At 68.5% G+C, this 17359-nt stretch carries 16 protein-coding genes and 1 tRNA gene; 3 read left to right on the top strand and 14 right to left on the bottom strand.

Annotated elements, in window-relative coordinates:
• Positions 1–2: 2 nt before the first annotated feature.
• The 8 genes from rseP to rpsB form a co-directional block, all read right to left on the bottom strand.
• Positions 3–1373 carry an RIP metalloprotease RseP gene (gene rseP / locus AC1ECW_RS12395; RefSeq protein ID WP_481201943.1) on the bottom strand — a complete coding sequence of 457 codons (1371 nt, stop codon included), beginning with the start codon at positions 1371–1373 and terminating at the stop codon, positions 3–5.
• On the bottom strand, positions 1370–2554 hold the full coding sequence (gene ispC, locus AC1ECW_RS12390; RefSeq protein WP_409703459.1) for a 1-deoxy-D-xylulose-5-phosphate reductoisomerase: 1185 nt from the start codon (positions 2552–2554) through the stop codon (positions 1370–1372). The genes rseP and ispC overlap by 4 nt, the downstream gene beginning before the upstream one ends.
• Positions 2555–2556: 2 nt before the next feature.
• Positions 2557–3396, bottom strand: a complete 840-nt coding sequence (locus AC1ECW_RS12385; protein WP_409703462.1) for a phosphatidate cytidylyltransferase — start codon at positions 3394–3396, stop codon at positions 2557–2559.
• Between the two features lie 2 nt (positions 3397–3398).
• Complete coding sequence (gene uppS, locus AC1ECW_RS12380) at positions 3399–4109, bottom strand: polyprenyl diphosphate synthase (protein WP_409703526.1); 711 nt, start codon at positions 4107–4109, stop codon at positions 3399–3401.
• Between the two features lie 58 nt (positions 4110–4167).
• Positions 4168–4728 carry a ribosome recycling factor gene (frr, locus tag AC1ECW_RS12375; RefSeq protein WP_409657655.1) on the bottom strand — a complete coding sequence of 187 codons (561 nt, stop codon included), beginning with the start codon at positions 4726–4728 and terminating at the stop codon, positions 4168–4170.
• Between the two features lie 14 nt (positions 4729–4742).
• Entirely contained in the window at positions 4743–5453 is a 711-nt protein-coding gene (pyrH, locus tag AC1ECW_RS12370) for a UMP kinase (RefSeq protein WP_409657652.1), read from the bottom strand.
• 60 nt (positions 5454–5513) lie between these two features.
• Positions 5514–6410: a translation elongation factor Ts gene (tsf, locus tag AC1ECW_RS12365; protein WP_481201942.1), complete on the bottom strand. Its 897-nt coding sequence runs from the start codon at positions 6408–6410 to the stop codon at positions 5514–5516.
• A gap of 116 nt (positions 6411–6526) precedes the next feature.
• On the bottom strand, positions 6527–7270 hold the full coding sequence (gene rpsB / locus AC1ECW_RS12360) for a 30S ribosomal protein S2 (RefSeq protein WP_409703468.1): 744 nt from the start codon (positions 7268–7270) through the stop codon (positions 6527–6529).
• Between the two features lie 193 nt (positions 7271–7463).
• Between rpsB and AC1ECW_RS12355 the strand changes: the two genes are divergently transcribed.
• Entirely contained in the window at positions 7464–8834 is a 1371-nt protein-coding gene (locus AC1ECW_RS12355) for an amidase (protein ID WP_409703471.1), read from the top strand.
• A 91-nt stretch (positions 8835–8925) separates the two neighbouring features.
• A complete protein-coding gene (locus AC1ECW_RS12350; RefSeq protein ID WP_409703474.1) occupies positions 8926–10446 on the top strand; it encodes an NAD(P)H-hydrate dehydratase in 1521 nt (506 codons plus the stop codon).
• A gap of 43 nt (positions 10447–10489) precedes the next feature.
• Here AC1ECW_RS12350 and rnr read toward each other — a convergent pair whose 3' ends face one another.
• Positions 10490–12682: a ribonuclease R gene (gene rnr, locus AC1ECW_RS12345; protein WP_481201941.1), complete on the bottom strand. Its 2193-nt coding sequence runs from the start codon at positions 12680–12682 to the stop codon at positions 10490–10492.
• 110 nt (positions 12683–12792) lie between these two features.
• Here rnr and AC1ECW_RS12340 point away from each other — a divergent pair.
• Positions 12793–12877 (top strand) — tRNA-Leu (locus tag AC1ECW_RS12340).
• 165 nt (positions 12878–13042) lie between these two features.
• Here AC1ECW_RS12340 and AC1ECW_RS12335 read toward each other — a convergent pair.
• From AC1ECW_RS12335 to hflC, 5 genes are all read right to left on the bottom strand, one after another.
• Positions 13043–13564, bottom strand: coding sequence for a phosphoribosyltransferase (locus AC1ECW_RS12335; RefSeq protein ID WP_409703480.1), 522 nt, complete (start codon positions 13562–13564; stop codon positions 13043–13045).
• 74 nt (positions 13565–13638) lie between these two features.
• A complete protein-coding gene (locus AC1ECW_RS12330; protein WP_409703482.1) occupies positions 13639–14970 on the bottom strand; it encodes an adenylosuccinate synthase in 1332 nt (443 codons plus the stop codon).
• Between the two features lie 48 nt (positions 14971–15018).
• Positions 15019–16182 carry an ATP phosphoribosyltransferase regulatory subunit gene (locus tag AC1ECW_RS12325; protein WP_409703485.1) on the bottom strand — a complete coding sequence of 388 codons (1164 nt, stop codon included), beginning with the start codon at positions 16180–16182 and terminating at the stop codon, positions 15019–15021.
• A 74-nt stretch (positions 16183–16256) separates the two neighbouring features.
• Positions 16257–16442 (bottom strand): DUF2065 domain-containing protein, encoded by a 186-nt coding sequence (locus AC1ECW_RS12320; protein ID WP_409703488.1) that lies wholly within the window; start codon positions 16440–16442, stop codon positions 16257–16259.
• A 4-nt stretch (positions 16443–16446) separates the two neighbouring features.
• Positions 16447–17340: a protease modulator HflC gene (gene hflC / locus AC1ECW_RS12315; protein ID WP_409703491.1), complete on the bottom strand. Its 894-nt coding sequence runs from the start codon at positions 17338–17340 to the stop codon at positions 16447–16449.
• Positions 17341–17359: the final 19 nt, after the last annotated feature.

Genomic DNA, 17359 nt, shown 5'->3' with positions numbered 1-17359 from the left:
GGTCAGTGCAGACCCAGAAGACGGGCGACGTCGTTGTAGAGCGCGAGTGACATCAGCATGAGCATGATGGCTACGCCGCCGCGTTGCAGCCGTTCGAGCCACACCTCGGAGACCGGCCGCCCCGTCACTGCTTCGAAAAGATAATACATCAGGTGCCCTCCATCGAGGACGGGCAAGGGAAGCAGGTTGAGCACGCCCAGGCTCACGCTCACCAGCGCGAGAAATCCCAGATAGTAGGCCATGCCCAACTGCACCGACTGGCCCGCGAAGTCGGCAATGGTCAGAGGCCCGCTCAGGTTCTTCAGCGAGGCATCGCCCACCACCATCTTGCCCAGCATGCGCAGGCTCAGGACCGAGACCTCCCAGGTGCGGCCCAGGGCATAGCCCAGGCCATCCAAAAAGCCGTAACGGACGGTGACGAACTCGACCGGCTGGCCCACGAAGGCTTCGATGCGCCCGAGGACCTGATCGCCCTGGCGATGCATCGAGGGCGTCACATCCACCTCGAGCACCTGTCCGGCACGCTCGATGCGCCAGCGCATCGGCACCGGTGCACCGTCCCGCACGGCCTGCCGGATGCGCTCGCGCAGGCGTGCGGCATCCTGGATGACCTGACCATCTACGCTGAGCACGCGGTCGCCCCGGCGCAGACCCGCGCGCGAGGCCGGCCCGTCGGCCAGGATCTCGCCAAGGACGGGTTCGCTGTATGGTGCCCCGAGGCCCACCTTCGACATGAGCTGGGCATCGACCTCGCGCGTGCCCAGGCTGGCCAGCGGCAGCCTCACGGTGCGGGGATGGCGTCCCTGGGGATCGGTCACCTCCAGGTCGAGATCGCGCTCGCCCACGGCCGCCTCGGTGATCTGCCAGCGCAGGTCGCTGAACGAGCGCACCGGCTCGGTCTGCCCGTCGGGCGTGCGCACGCCCTGCACCCAGTCACCCGCGCGCAGGCCGGCCCGCTCGGCCAAGCTGCCGGCGGCCGGCGCCCCCAGCACGGCCTTGGGCTCATCCATGCCGATCCAGCCGACGGCCGCGTACAGCAACACGGCCAGCACGAGATTGGCCGCCGGGCCCGCTGCGACAATGGCGGCCCGGGCCTTCAGGGGTTGGCGGTTGAAGGCCTGATGCACCTGCTCCGGCGGCACCATGCCCTCGCGCTCGTCGAGCATGCGCACATAACCGCCAAAAGGCAGTGCACACACCACGAACTCGGTGGCGTCGGGGTGGCGCTGGCGGCGCCACAGGACCCGGCCGAACCCCACCGAGAAGCGCAGCACCTTCACTCCGCAGGCCCTCGCCATGCGGTAGTGCCCCCACTCGTGCACCACGATGAGGATGCCCAGCGTGACCAGAAAGGCCAGGACGGTGATGATCATGCCGAAAGCTCCGTGACGATGCCGCGCGCCTGGTGCCGGGCCCGGGCATCCAGTGCCAGCAGCGCGTCCAGACAGTCGCGCACGTCCGTCTCGGGCAGCACCGCTTCGAGGGTGCGCAGATTCACCGTGTGAATCTGGTCGAAGCGGATGGTTCCATCCAGGAAGGCGGCGACGGCCTCCTCGTTGGCCGCATTGAGCACGGCGGTGGTGCCATGCCGGGCCGACAGGGCCTGCCAGGCCAGGCCCAGCCCCGGAAACCGGCGGGGATCGGGGGCCTCGAAACTCAACGCCGTCGTGCGCGTGAGGTCCAGCAACCCGGCGCCCGAGGCAATGCGCTCGGGGTAGGCCAGGCCATAGGCGATGGGCACCTTCATGTCGGGCGTGCCCAACTGGGCCAGCACCGAGTGGTCCTTGCACACCACCATCGAGTGCACGATGCTTTGCGGATGGATCAGCACCTCGATGCGCTCGGGCGGCAGATCGAAGAGCCAACGCGCCTCGATCACCTCCAGCGCCTTGTTCATCATCGTGGCCGAGTCCACGGAGATCTTGCGTCCCATCACCCAGTTCGGATGGGCACAGGCCTCCTGCGGCGTCACGGTGGACAGCGTGGCCGGGTCGCGTTCGCGGAAAGGCCCGCCCGATGCGGTCAGTACGATGCGTTCGATCCGCTGCGGCCAGGTCGCGGGGTTCTCGGGCAGACACTGGAAGATCGCCGAATGCTCGCTGTCGATGGGCAGCAGCGTGCCTCCGCCGGCACGCACCGCCTCCATGAACAGCGCACCGCCGACCACCAGCGCCTCCTTGTTCGCCAGCATCAGCTTCTTGCCCGCACGGGCCGCGGCCAGACAAGGGCGCAAGCCAGCCGCCCCGACGATGGCCGCCATCACGGCATCCACGTCGGGATGGGCCGCCATGTCTTCCAGGGCCTGATCACCGTCGAGCACCTCGGTGCGCACGCCCGCCTCGCGCACCGCCTGGCGCAAGGCACGCGCCGCGGCGGCATCGGTCATCACGGCAAAACGCGGCTTCCAGCGCAGACATTGCGTCAGCAGGGTCTGCACGCGCGTGTGCGCCGTCAGCGCCACGACCTCGAAGCGATCGGGATGCAGCGCCACCACGTCCAGCGTGCTTGTCCCGATCGAGCCCGTCGAGCCCAGGATGCAAAGACGCTGAACCATGGTCACAGGCTCCCCAGGGCCATCGCGATCGGAAAGACGGGCAGCAAGGCGTCGATGCGGTCGAGCACGCCGCCATGGCCCGGCAGCAGACCACTGCTGTCCTTGACGCCCGCTGCGCGCTTGACCAGGGACTCGAACAGATCCCCCACCACGCTCATGGCCGTCAGGAAAACACACACCACCACCAAGCCGCCCAGGCCCCACCGCGCCTGCAACGCCGTGTAGAGGCTGGGACCGTCGGCCAGGCCGCTGCGGTCGAAGGCGATCCAGGCGCCGGCCAGCACGAGCACGCCGGCTCCTCCGCTCCACACGCCTTCCCAGCTCTTGCCCGGGCTGATCGCCGGAGCCAGTTTACGCCGGCCGAAAGCCCGCCCGCCAAAGTAGGCGGCGATGTCGGCCACCCACACGAGGCACAGGACCGACAGCAGGTGGTTGACCCCCACCGCCATGGACTGGTTCAGGGCCAGCCAGGCCAGCCACAGCAGCAACACGCCCAGCAGCCAGCGCAGGCCGGCTGGCACGGCCGACCAGCCCGACACACCGCCGCGAAGCGCCCAGGCGCCGCCCAGCACCCACAGCATCAGGGCCAGCCACCACAGGGGCGCGAGGCCCCGGTCGGCGGACCAGCCGGCCCACCACAGCCCCGCACACCCCAGGGCCATCAGACCGCCGGTGGCGTAGGCCGCCCCCTTCGACGGCAAGTTCAGGCGGGACCATTCCCACCCAGCAGCAGCCAGCAGCACGGTGCTGAACAGTGCGAACGGACCGGGATGGGAGGCCAGCAGCGCAGGCAGAGCCAGCAGCAGCAGCACGACGGCCGTGATCACCCGTTGCTTGAGCATGGTCAGGCCTCGCGCACGGCATTGCCGGCCTCGGACACACGGCCGAAACGCCGGTCCCGGCGTGCGTAAGACTGCAGCGCGCGGTCGAGTTCCACGTCGTTGAAATCGGGCCAGAGGCAGTCCGTGAAGTGCAGTTCGGTGTAGGCCGACTGCCACAGCAGGAAATTGCTGATGCGCATCTCCCCACCAGTGCGGATCAGGAGGTCCGGGTCCGGGGCATAGGACAGCGACAGATGGCGTGCGATGGCGGCCTCGTCCAGGTCCTCCGGCCGCACCCCGGCCGCCAGCGCGCGGCGACAGGCCTGCACCACGTCCCAGCGCCCCCCGTAGTTGAAGGCCACCGTGAGCGTGAGGCCGTGATTGTGTTGCGTGGCCTCCTCGGCCTGCGTCCACGCCTGGTTGACCTGGTCCGACACTGCCGTGCGGTCACCGACGATGCGCACCCTCACGCCCTTGCGGGCCAGCTCGCCGAGGTGGCGCCCCACCGTGCTGAGCACCAGGGACATCAGGCCACTGACCTCCTCCTGCGGGCGTTGCCAATTCTCGGACGAAAACGCAAAGACCGTCAGATAGGGAATGCCGCGGCGCGCGCAGGCCTCGACCGTGCGCACCAGCGCATCGACACCGGCCTTGTGGCCCATGCCACGGGGCATCAGCCTGCGGCTGGCCCAGCGTCCATTGCCGTCCATGATGATCGCGACGTGACGCGGCATCATGGCTGCGGCTCCTTGCCGGGCAAGGTCAAGCGTGCGCGCGCGATCAAGCGGGCCCTCAGACGGCCATGATCTCAGCTTCCTTGGCAGCGATCAGCTTGTCGATCTCGGCCACGGTGCGGTCAGTGAGCTTCTGGATCTCGTCCTGGGAGCGGCGCTCCTCGTCCTCGGTGATCTGCTTGTCCTTGAGCAGCTTCTTGGCATGCTCGTTGGCGTCGCGACGCAGGTTGCGCACGGCCACCTTGGCCTCCTCGCCGGCATGACGCACCACCTTGGTCAGCTCCTTGCGGCGCTCCTCGGTGAGCGGGGGCATCGGCACGCGCAGCAGGTCGCCTTGCGCCGCGGGGTTCAGGCCCAGGTCAGACTCGCGAATGGCTTTCTCGATCTTGGGGCCCATGCCCTTTTCCCAGGGCTGCACGCTGATCGTGCGGGCATCCAGCAGCGTGACGTTGGCCACCTGGCTGATGGGCACCATCGAGCCGTAGTACTCGACGTGCACCTGGTCCAGCAGGCCCGGATGGGCCCGGCCGGTACGGATCTTCGCGAGCTCGTGCTTGAAGGCCTCGACCGACTTGGCCATCTTCTGCTCGGCAGTCTTCTTGATGTCAGCGATGCTCATGGAAAACGTGCTCCTCAAACATGGACCAGGGTGCCCTCATCCTCGCCCAGCACCACCCGCTTGAGCGCGCCGGGCTTGAAGATGCTGAACACCTTGATCGGCAGCTTCTGGTCGCGGCACAGCGCAAAGGCCGTCGCGTCCAGCACCTGCAGGTTCTTCACAATGGCCTCGTCGAAGCTGATGCTGGTGTAGCGTGTGGCTTCGGGATCCTTCTTCGGGTCGGCGGTGTAAACCCCATCGACCTTGGTGGCCTTGAGCATGATCTGCGCGCCGATCTCCGCGCCGCGCAGCGCGGCGGCGGTGTCGGTGGTGAAGAAGGGATTGCCGGTGCCGGCGGCAAAGACCACGAGCTTGCCCTCTTCCAGATATTGCAGGGCCTTGGGCCGGACGTAGGGCTCGACGATCTGCTCGATGCCGATGGCCGACATCACGCGGGCGGTCATGCCCTCCTGGCGCATCGTGTCGGCCAGGGCCAGGGCGTTCATCACCGTGGCCAGCATGCCCATGTAGTCCGCCGTGGCCCGGTCCATACCGACCGAGCCGCCAGCCACGCCACGGAAGATGTTGCCGCCGCCAATCACCACGGCCACCTCGCAGCCCAGGGCCGTGACCTCCTGGATCTCGCGCACGATGCGCACGATCGTGGCGCGGTTGATGCCGTACGCATCGTCGCCCATCAGGGCTTCACCCGAGAGCTTGAGCAGGACGCGTTTGTAGGTCGGCATGCAGATCCTCCGATCGTGGGCAGCGCGTGGAAAGTGTATCGGTTCGGCGGACGGCGGGACTCACTGACCCTTGGCAGCGGCGACCTGGGCGGCCACCTCGGCGGCGAAGTCGTCCTGCTTCTTCTCGATGCCCTCACCCACGACGTACAGGGTGAAACCCTTGACGGTGGTGCCGGCGCCCTTGAGGTACTGGCCGACGGTCTGCTTGCCATCGGCGGCCTTGACGAACACCTGGTCGAGCAGCGAGACCTCCTTGAGGAACTTCTGCACCGAACCCTCGACCATCTTGGCGACGATGTCGGCCGGCTTGCCGCTTTCGGCAGCCTTCTCGGCCGCGATCTTGCGCTCCTTGTCCACCAGGTCCGCGGGCACGTCGGCGGCCGACAGCGCGGCCGGCTTCATCGCCGCCACATGCATGGCCACGTCCTTGGCGGCCACGTCATCCCCATCGAACTCGACGATCACACCGATGCGGGTGCCATGCAGATAGTGAGCCAGTTTGCCACCGCCGGCATAGCGCTTGAAGCGGCGAATGGTCATGTTCTCGCCGATCTTGCCGATCAGGCCCTTGCGCACGTCCTCGACGGTCGGCCCGAAACCTTCCATCGACAGCGGCAGCGCCGACAGGGCCACGATATCGGCAGGGTTGTGCTCGACCACGAGGCCGGCCACCGCCTTGGCGAAGGCCAGGAAGGCGTCGTTCTTGGACACGAAGTCGGTCTCGCAGTTGACCTCCACCAGCGCGCCGGTGGTGTCGTTGATCGAGGCGGCCACCACACCCTCGGCGGTCACGCGCGAGGCGGCCTTGCCGGCCTTGTTGCCGAGCTTGACGCGCAGGATCTCCTCGGCGCGGGCCATGTCGCCATCGGCCTCGGTCAGCGCCTTCTTGCACTCCATCATCGGTGCGTCGGTCTTGGCACGCAGTTCGGCCACCATGCTTGCGGTAATTGCGGGCATCTTTGTTCTCCTATGTCGCAGGCCGCGCGCATCAGCGGCGCGGCCGGGGTCGGGTGTACGTTTTGCGTTGAAAAAAAGGGGCTGAACCAGCCCCTGGACGAGTGTGTGGGCGGTCCTCAGGCCGTCTCGTTTACTTCCACGAACTCGTCTTCACCGGCGGCGGCCTGAACCACCTCGCTCACGGCGTTGGCACGGCCTTCGAGCACGGCATCGGCCACGGCACGGGCGTACAGGGCTACCGCCTTGGCGGAGTCGTCATTGCCCGGGATGACGTAGTCGATCTCGGCCGGCGAGTGGTTGGTGTCAACGACACCGATCACCGGGATGCCCAGCTTCTTGGCCTCGGCCACGGCGATCTTGTGGTAGCCCACGTCGATCACGAACAGCGCATCGGGCAGCGCGGTCATGTCCTGGATGCCGCCGATGTCCTTTTCGAGCTTGGCGAGCTCGCGCTGAAACAACAGAGCTTCCTTCTTGCTGAGCTGGTCCAGGCCGGCTTCGACCTGGGCCTGCATGTCCTTGAGCTTCTTCAGCGAAGCCTTGACGGTCTTGAAGTTCGTGAGCATGCCGCCCAGCCAGCGCTGGTCGACGTAAGGCATGCCGGCACGCTGGGCTTCCTGGGCAACGATCTCCCGGGCCTGGCGCTTGGTGCCCACCATGAGGATGGTGCCGCGGCGGCTGCTGAGTTGGCGGACGAACTTCATCGCCTCCTCGAACATCGGCAGCGTCTTTTCGAGGTTGACGATGTGGATCTTGTTGCGATGGCCGAAGATGTAGGGGGCCATCTTGGGGTTCCAGAAGCGGGTCTGGTGTCCGAAATGGACGCCGGCTTCCAGCATTTCACGCATGGTGACGGGCATGTGAGCGCTCCAAAAGGTTGGGTCTAGAATCCGGCGCCAATCGCCGGGCTTCATGCCCAGGCGACACCTTTCGCATCTCTCGAGGCCCCGCCCCGAGGCCATTCGATGGCCGGATTCGCGTTTTTCGTCTCCTGCAGCCGCAAGGCTTGCCAAACGCCTGCAGGTAAACCCAAAGAGTATAGCACCACACGCCATGCCCGAAGACCTCACCGCCCTGCGCTTGCAATTGCATGAAGGCCGCCGGCACGCCGTCGAGCTGGTCGAGTCGGCCCTGGCGGCTGCCCGGGGGCCGGCGCGCGCGGCCTTCCTGCGCCTTTTCGAGGCCCAGGCCCGGGTGGCGGCCTTGGCAGCGGACCAGGCCCGGGCCGCCGGCGCACCCACCGGGCCGCTGGCCGGGCTGCCGGTGAGCATCAAGGACCTCTTCGACGTGGCCGGTCACCCCACCACGGCGGGCTCGCGGGTCCTCGCCGACCGGGCGCCGGCGACCCACGATGCCGCCGCCGTGGCCCGCTTGCGCCGCGCCGGGGCGGCACTCATCGGGCACACCCACATGACGGAGTTCGCCTACTCGGGCGTGGGCTGGAACCCGCACCACCCTCCTGCGGCCAATCCGGCGACGGCCGCACTCGACCCGGCGACCCCGCGCATCCCCGGCGGCTCCAGTTCGGGCGCCGCCGTTTCGGTGGCCACCGGCGCCGCCTGGGCCGCCCTGGGCTCGGACACAGGCGGCTCCATCCGCATTCCGGCCGCGCTGCAAGGGCTGGTGGGCTTCAAGTGCACCGCGCGACTCGTGCCACTGGACGGCTGCATCCCGCTCTCACCCACGCTCGATACGGCTTGTGCGATCACCCGCTCGGTGCGCGACGCCGTGCTGCTGCACGAGGTCCTGGCCGACCGCCCGGTCCGGCGGCTCCCCCGTCCGCCGGGGCGCTGGCGTCTGGGTGTGCCGCGCACGCTGATGCTCGATGCGCTGGAGCCGACGGTGGCTCGCCGGTTCGAGGCCGCGCTGTGCGGGCTGCGCGCCGCGGGCTACCCCATCGAGGAATTCGATCTGCCGGAGCTGACCGAACTGCCCGCGCTGCAGACGCACTGCAATTTCCCGGCCGCGGAAAGCTGGGCCTGGCACCGCACGCTGATCGAGGCGCACGAGGCACGGTACGACCCCCGCGTGGCCCGGCGCATCCGCAGCGGCCAGGACATGCAGGCGGCCGATTATCTGGCCCTGCAGCGCGCACGCGCCGAGTGGATCGAACGTGTACAGGCCCGCATCGCCGGCTTCGATGCCCTGCTCTCGCCCACCGTGCCGTGTGTGGCCCCGCCGATCGCCCAGATCGCCGACGATGACGCTGCGTTCTTCCGTCTCAATGCGCTGCTGCTGCGCAACCCGTCGGTGGTGAATTTCCTGGACGGCTGCGCCCTGTCGTTACCCTGCCCACCTGCAGGCGACTGGCCGGTTGGACTGATGCTGTGGGCCGGGGCCGGTCAGGACGACGTGCTGCTGAGCCTGGCGCTAGCGGTGGAGGCGACGCTCTCGCCGGCGAACACCGCCTGCGGCCTCGCCTGAGCCGGCGACGGGGGCGGTTTCGGCAGGCGCCCGCTTTGCAGGCCGGCTCAGGCGCGATATCGTGCCGTCTCCAGCACTCCTGCGCCGCGCCTTGTCCACCTCTTTGCCTGTCCCGCTGCCGGTCCTGTCCTGTGATGAGGCCTGGCCCCTGTACCGCACCGCCACCAGCCGCGAGATCGAGGCGGCCGCGCAGGCCGGCCTGCCCGCCCCCCCTCTGATGGCTCGGGCGGGCCGTTCGGTGGCACGCCTGGCCCTGGCCATCGCACCGCACGCACCGTCGGCCTGGATTGCGGCCGGGCCGGGCAACAATGGCGGCGACGGCCTCGAAGCCGCCGTCCACCTGCGCGCGGCCGGATGGGCCGTGCAGGTCCATCTCTGGGCCGATCCGCAGCGTCTGCCGGCCGATGCCGCCAAAGCCCTGGAGCGGGCGCGGCAGGCCGGGGTGCCCATCGTCGCCGGCCAGGACGTCGAAGCCCCCACCGGGCTGCCGGCAGGCAGCCTGGCCATCGACGCCCTGCTCGGCCTGGGTAGTCGCCGCGCCCCGGAAGGTCCGATCGCTCGGGCGGTGCAGGCCCTGCGCCGCCACCCAGGCCCGGTGCTGGCGGTGGACCTGCCCACCGGTCTGGAGGCCGACACTGGAGGCTGCCTGGGCGGCAGCCCCGACGCAGCGGTGCGCGCCGACCACACCCTGAGCCTGCTGACGCTCAAACCCGGCCTGTTCACCGCCGATGGACGAGACCTGGCAGGACGGGTGTGGTTCGACGGTCTGGGCATCACCCCCCAGGCGCAGGCGGACGCCTGGCTCGGTGCCAGCAGCCGGCCCCTGCCCGCACGGCGCCATGCCCAGCACAAGGGCAGCTTCGGCGAGGTGCTGGTCGTCGGGGGCACGACCGGCATGACTGGGGCGCTGTGGCTGGCCGCACGGGCGGCGCTGGCGGCCGGTGCCGGACGGGTCTACGTCCAGCCGCTGGACCCGCAGGCGGCGCTGCTGGACCCTGCCCATCCCGAGCTGATGGGGCGGCGGGCCCAGGATGCCGCCTTGCTGCCCACCGACGCGCTGACCGTGGTGTGTGGCTGCGGCGGGGGGGCGGCCATGGGTGCCGCCTTGCCATGGTGGTTGGGACGCGCCCCGCGCCTGGTGCTCGATGCCGATGCGCTCAATGCCGTGGCCGCCGACGCTGGCTTGCAGCTTCAGTTGCAGCACCGCGCCCGTCGTGGGCAGGCCACCGTGCTGACCCCGCATCCGCTGGAGGCGGCGCGGCTGCTGGGCGCGGCATCGTCCCGCGAGGTGCAGGCCGACCGCCTGGCTGCCGCCCAGACCCTGGCGGCGCGCTGGGGCTGCACCGTGGTGCTCAAGGGGTCGGGCACCGTGGTCGCACAGGCTTCACGCGCCCCATGGATCAACCGCAGCGGCAACGCCGCCCTGGCCACGGCCGGCACCGGCGACGTGCTGGCAGGCTGGCTCGCTGGCTTGTGGGCCCAGGGCCTCGACGCCTGGGAGGCCGCCACCCTGGCGGTCCACCAGCACGGCGCGGCAGCCGACCGCTGGGTCGCCGAGGGACACACTGGCCCACTGCGCGCAGGGGTGCTCGTGGAGGCCTTGCAGGGCTAGGCCCCCCGCCCCCCCGGACACAGGCCGCCATGGATGCGCCGGACTAGCGGCTGCGCCGGGGGCTGCGCGGCTTGGACGGCTTGGCAGCCGCCCGCTTCGCCCCCGCACGCGTGGCGCGGGGAGCCGTCGTCACGCCGGCCTTGGCCGAGCGGGTGCGGGATTTGGCCTGGCGGTCGGCCGCTTCCACCTCGGCCAGTCGGGCCTGTCGGCTGCCGGCCGCCCCCTTGCCTGCACGTGGTCCGACGCGCTCGTCGCCGGCCTCGTGCACCATGCGGAAATCGATCTTGCGCCCGTCCAGGTCCACGCGGATGACCTGCACCCGCACGCGGGCGCCGACCGTGTAGCGCACGCCGGTGCGTTCGCCACGCAGCTCCTGGCGCACTTCGTCGAAGCGGTAGTACTCGCCTCCGAGCTCGGTGATGTGCACCAGGCCTTCGACGTAGAGCGCATCGAGCTGCACGAACAGGCCGAAGCTCGTGACCGCGCTGACCGTGCCGCTGTATTCCTCGCCGAGGTGGTCGCGCATGAAGCGGCATTTCAGCCAGGCCTCGACATCGCGCGAGGCCTCGTCGGCGCGGCGTTCGCAGGCACTGCAATGGATGCCCGCGGCCTCCCATTGCGCCATCTCGACCGCCGGGATCTTGCGCGATGCGCCCCGCCGGGTCGGCGCCGGCTCCTCCAACAGCCCCCCCAGGCGATAGCGCTGCCCCTGCAGCAAGGCCTTGATGACCCGGTGCACAAGCAGGTCGGGATAACGCCGGATCGGGCTGGTGAAATGTGTGTAGGCCTCGTAGGCCAGTCCGAAGTGCCCAGAGTTGACCGGGGTGTAGATGGCCTGTTGCATTGAGCGCAGCAGCATCGAGTGGATCTGCGCCGCATCGGGCCGATCCTTGGTGGCCTGGGCGATGGCCTGGAACTCCCGGGGATGCGGCTCGTCGCCGATCGTCAGCCCCAGGCCCAGCGCACGCAGGTAGTTCTGCAGGATCGTGCGCTTCTCCGGCGTGGGGCCCTCGTGCACACGGTACAGCGCCGCGTGATTGGCGCGGGCGATGAAATCGGCCGAACAGACGTTGGCCGCCAGCATGGCCTCCTCGATGAGCCGGTGGGCCTCGGTGCGCACGCGCGGCACGATCTTCTCGATGCGGCCGTTGTCGTCGCACACGATCTGCGTCTCCACGGTTTCGAAGTCCACTGCTCCACGCGCGGTGCGCTCGCGCAGCAGCGCACGGTAGACCTCGTGCAGATGCAGCAGATGAGGCACCAGCGCCTGGCGGCGCATGGCCTCGGGGCCACGCGTGTTGGCCAGGATGGCCGCCACCTCGGTGTAGGTGAGCCGCGCATGCGAGCAGATCACTGCCGGGAAGAACTGGTAGGCATGGATTTCGCCCTTGGCATTGATGAGCATGTCGCACACCATCGCCAGCCGATCCTCGTCGGGATTGAGCGAACACAAGCCGTTGGACAGCTTCTCCGGCAGCATCGGGATGACCCGGCGGGGAAAATAGACCGAGGTTGCACGCTCGTAGGCGTCGGCATCCAGCGGATCGCCGGGCCTGACGTAGTGGCTGACGTCGGCGATCGCCACCACCAGGCGCCAACCCTTGCCTCGGCCCACGCGGGCCGGCTCGCAATAGACGGCGTCGTCGAAGTCGCGCGCATCCTCGCCGTCGATGGTCACCAGCGGCACATCGGTCAGGTCGATGCGGTGCTTGCGGTCGGCCGCGCGGATCTTGTCGGGCAGCTTGGCGGCCTGGGCCAGGGTCTCGGGCGAGAACTGGTGCGGCACCTCGTACTTGCGAACGGCGATCTCGATCTCCATGCCAGGGTCGTCGATCTCGCCCAGCACCTCGGTGACGCGGCCCACCGGCTGCGAGTACATCGACGGCGGCTCGGTCAGCTCCACGGCCACCACCTGCCCGGCCTGGGCCTTCGCGATAGCGTTCTTCGGGATGAGGATGTCCTGGCCGTAGCGTTTGTCCTCGGGCGCGACCAGCCACACGCCCCCCTCGTGTAACAAGCGGCCGATGATGGGCGACTTCTTGCGCTCGATGATCTCGAGCACGCGCCCCTCGGGCCGGCCCTTGCGATCGTGCCGCACGACGCGCACGCGGTCGCGGTGCAGCACGGCGCGCATCTCCTGCGGCGAGAGATAGATGTCGGCCTGACCGTCGTCGCGGCGCACGAAACCGTGGCCGTCGCGGTGGCCGATGACGGTGCCCTCGACCTCGCTGAGCAAGGTGGCGGCAACCGCGGGGCTTGCAGTGTTCGAATTATTGATGATAGAATCTCCTTCTGTTCTGACACACCAACGCTTTATTTAAAGCGTTGTATGAGTTAAGAGCATGAGCCCAGGTGGCGGAATTGGTAGACGCACTAGTTTCAGGTACTAGCGGGTAACACCGTGGAGGTTCGAGTCCTCTCCTGGGCACCAGACACAAAAGCCTCGCATCCATGATGCGGGGCTTTTTCGTTTTCCGCACGCAGTCGCTTGGGAGTGTGCCGCCTCCCGCCGCGCCTAGGCGAACGGACCAGCCGCTGCTGTGCAACCACTGGCCCGCAGCGCGATGCTCCAGGTGGATCAAAGGCTGGACAGCGCTCAAACCTGGTACTTCTTCGCCAGCCCTTCGGGACGCAGCGTGTCGTACTCCTCGAACGGCTGATGGATCCAAGGGCTCGTGGGCAGCAGTTCGACGTGATAGTCCGGCATGTAGCTGGACACGCCCTTGACCCAGATGACGGCCGAGCGCAGCTCCGTGATGGCCGGCATGCCGCGCAGGCGTTCGACCACGGCCTTGAGGGTCACGCCGGAGTCGGCCAGATCATCGACCAACAGCACCCGGCCGGCCAGCTCGCCCTTGGGCATCGTGATGTACTTGGCCATGTCCAGCCGGCCCTGGATGGTGCCGCCTTCGGCACGGTACGAGCTGGTGGACATGATGGCCAGCGGCTTGTCGAAGACGCGCGAGAGCACATCACCGGGTCGCATCCCGCCGCGCGCCAGGCACAGGATCTGGTCGAAGGCCCAGCCCGAGTTGTGCACCTTCAGCGCCAGACGCTCGATGAGCATGTGGTACTCGTCCCAGGACACGTAGAGGTGTTTGCCGTCGTCGGTCAGCATGCAGGCTCCTTGCGCTCGCTTGTCGTATCGGTCATGCGGATGGGTATGTTGAGGGGGTGGGCTGGCGGGCGGGGTCAGGCTTTGTACGGATGGCGCAGCAAGATGGTGTGCTCCCGGTCCGGTCCGGTGGACACCATGTCGATGGGGGCCCCGATGTGCGCTTGCATGCGCTCGAGGTAGGCCCGTGCATTGGCCGGCAGGCGGTCCCACTGCGTGATGCCGGCGGTGCTGTCCTTCCAGCCCGGCAAGGTTTCGTACACGGGCCGGCAGTTGACGATGTCGTCGGCGTCCAGCGGCAGGATGTCGATGCGCTGGCCTGCGAGTTCGTAGCCCACGCAGATCTTGATCTCGTCCAGGCCATCGAGCACGTCGAGCTTGGTGATGCACAGACCCGAAATGCCGTTGATCAGCACCGAGCGCTTGAGCGCGGCAGCATCCAGCCAACCGCAGCGCCGGGCGCGACCGGTGACGGTGCCACGCTCCTGGCCCACGGTGGACAGGTGGTGGCCCACGGTGCCCGGCTCGTCGATGGGCAGTTCGGTGGGGAACGGGCCTGAGCCTACCCGAGTGGTGTAGGCCTTCGTGATGCCCAGGATGTAGTGCAGCTTGTCCGGCCCCACGCCCGAGCCCGCAGCGGCGTTACCGGCCACGCAGTTGCTCGAGGTCACGTAGGGATAGGTGCCGTGGTCGATGTCCAGCAAGGTGCCTTGGGCCCCCTCGAAGAGGACGTGGCCGCCCTGCAGATTGGTTTGATGGATGCGCACCCCCACGTCAGCCATCATGGGCCTGAGCTGCTCGGCCACCTTCATCGCATGCTCAAAGATGGGCTCGTAGGCCAGTGCGCTCGACTTGAGATAGCCCTGCAAGACGAAATTGTGCAGGTCCAGCAGCTCGCGCAGCTTGGCCGCGAAGCGCTCGGGATGCTTGAGGTCCTGCACGCGCAGCGCCCGGCGCGCCACCTTGTCCTCATAGGCCGGGCCGATGCCTTTGCCGGTGGTGCCGATCTTGCCGGCGCCACTGGACTCGCGCAATGCCTCGCGGGCGCGGTCCACCTCCACATGGAAGGGTAGGATCAGCGGGCAGGACTCGCTGATGTACAGGCGCGAGCGCACGTCCAGGCCGGCGGCCTCCAGGCGTTCGATCTCTGAGAGCAGGTGGGCCGGATCGACCACCACGCCGTTGCCGATGTAGCAGGCCACGCCCTCGCGCATGATGCCCGAGGGAATGAGTTGCAAGGCGGTCTTCTTGCCCTTGATGACCAGGGTGTGGCCGGCGTTGTGCCCGCCCTGGAAGCGCACCACGGCACTGGCGTGGTCGGTGAGCCAGTCCACCACCTTGCCCTTGCCTTCGTCGCCCCACTGCGTTCCGACCACAACGACGTTGCGGCCCCGGGTGTGCTCAGTCATGTCAAACGGTCCCAATCGAAAAGATGTCTGTCGGCGAACCACCCGCGTTCACAGCGGGCGAACGACCCAGTGCTCGCCCTGCGCCACGAGTTCGCGATCGCATTCGAATTCCTGCACCTCGTGCTCGTGCCCGGGCAGCACGCACACGACGATCTCGCCCTGTTCGCGCAATCGGCGCACAGCCTCGCGCAGGCTGGCCTGCTCCCCCCAGGGTGCGCGCACGGCCGCGCGCGTGCCTTCCACACGGGCCAGGGCCACGACTTCCTTGAGGTCGGTGCTGAAGCCCACGGCCGGACGGTTGCGGCCGAAGACCGCACCGACCTCGTCGTAGCGCCCGCCGCGCACCAGGGCGTCGGGATGGCCGGCAGCGTAGACCGCAAAGCGCGCACCGCTGTAATACGCATAGCCGCTCAGGTCGGCCAAGTCCAGGCCCAGGGCCACGTCGGGGAAGGCCCGCGCGAGATGGTCGGTCAGCCAGGCGAGATCGTCGAGCGCTGCGGCGATGGCCCCGCGCTGCGGCAGGCGCCGACGGGCCTCGGCCAGGATCTCCAGCCCACCGTAGAGCTGCGTCAGCGCCAGCAGGCCCTCGCGGGACTCCGCCGGGAAGCCCGCCGTGAGCTGCACCAGCGTGGCCGTGTCCTTGGCGGCCAGGCTGCGATAGACCTCCCCCAACATCGAGGCATCCACCGGCACGCCGGCCAGCAGCGCGCGCACGATGCGGGCATCGGCCAGGTCCAGTGTCAGACCCTGCACGCCGACGCGTCGCAATGCGGTCAGCGCCAGCTCCTGCACCTCGAGGTCGGCCTCCAGGCCCGCATGGCCGTAGATCTCGGCGCCGAACTGCAGCGGCTCGCGGGTGGCACGCAGGCCGGCCGGCCGGGTGTGCAGCACCGGCGCGCAGTAGCACAGGCGCGTCACGCCCTCGCGGTTGAGCAGGTGTGCATCGATGCGGGCGACCTGCGGTGTGGCGTCGGCCCGCACGCCCAGCGTGCGGCCGCTGAGTTGGTCCACGAGCTTGAAGGTACGCAGATCCAGCTCGCCGCCTGCACCGGTGAGCAGGGATTCGAGGTGTTCGAGCATGGGCGGCATGACCAGCTCGTAGCCGCAGCAACGCGCGCAATCGAGCAGGACCCGCCGCAACTCCTCGATGCGCCGCGCCTCGGAAGGCAAGACGTCGGCGATGTGCTCGGGCAGCAGCCAAGCAGAAGACATGGGAAAGCGCCAGGGGATTGAAAATGCGATTGTACCGGCGTCGCCGACCGAGGCCGGCTAGGGAGGCACCGGACTCAGGCTGCCAGGACGAGCAGCAGCAGACCGGCCCCGAGGCTCAGCAGACCCAGGAAACGCAACTGGCCGTCGGTGAGCCGCAGGGCCTGCTCGAACACCCGGCGCCAGGTGCCCGGACTGACGAAAGGCAGCAGGCCCTCAAAGACCAGCACCAACGCCAGCGCAACGAGGATCACCTCCCCCATGCGCTCAGCGACGGCCCGGGGCGGTGCCGGTGCCGCTGCCCTGCATGGCGCGGAAGAAATCGCCGTTGGGGTCGATGACCATCACATCGGACTTGCTGCGGAAGCTCTGACGGTAGGCCTCGAGGCTGCGATAGAACTGCGCGAACTGCGGGTCGCGCCCGAAGGCGGCGGCATAGATGGCCGACGCCTGGGCGTCGCCCTGGCCCTTGATCTTCTGAGCCTCCCGGTAGGCCTCGGCGACGATGATCTCCCGCTGGCGATCGGCATCGGCCCGGATGCTCTCGCCCTCGGCGGCTCCGGTGGAGCGGCGTTCGTTGGCCACGCGGCGGCGCTCGGACTCCATGCGGCGGTACACGGCATCGGTGATGCTGGCGGAGAAATCCACGCGCTTGATCCGCACGTCGACGATCTCGATCCCGAAGCTCTTGGCATCTTCCGCCAGGCGAGCCTGCACGGCCTGCATGACGCGGTCGCGTTCGGTCGAAAGCACGGCCCGTACGGTGCGTCGCGTGACCTCCTCGTTGAACGCAGCCTGCACGATGGGCGCCAGGCGCACCTCGGCGTTGCGCACGTCGGCACCGTTGTTGTTGCGGATGAATTGACGCGGATCGGTGATGCGCCATTTGACCAGCCAATCGATCACCAGGCTTTGCTTCTCGGCGGTGAAGATCGGGCGGGTCTCCGGGCTGTCGAGGGACTGGATGCGCTTGTCCAGGAAGACGACGTTCTGGAAAGGGGGCGGCAGCTTGAACTTCAAGCCGGGCTCGCTGATGACTTCCTTGATCTCGCCAAGGGCATACACCGCGGCGAACTGGCGCTGGTCGACGACGAACAGCATCGACCCGGCCAGGACGACGGCCAGCAGCAGGGTCGAGACGATCATTCCGATGCGATTCATGGGGTCCTCGTGGTCTGCG

This window comes from Caldimonas hydrothermalis (genome assembly GCF_056746695.1).
Note: the sequence above shows the minus strand (reverse complement) of the source record. Positions and strands in the feature narration are given on the sequence as shown.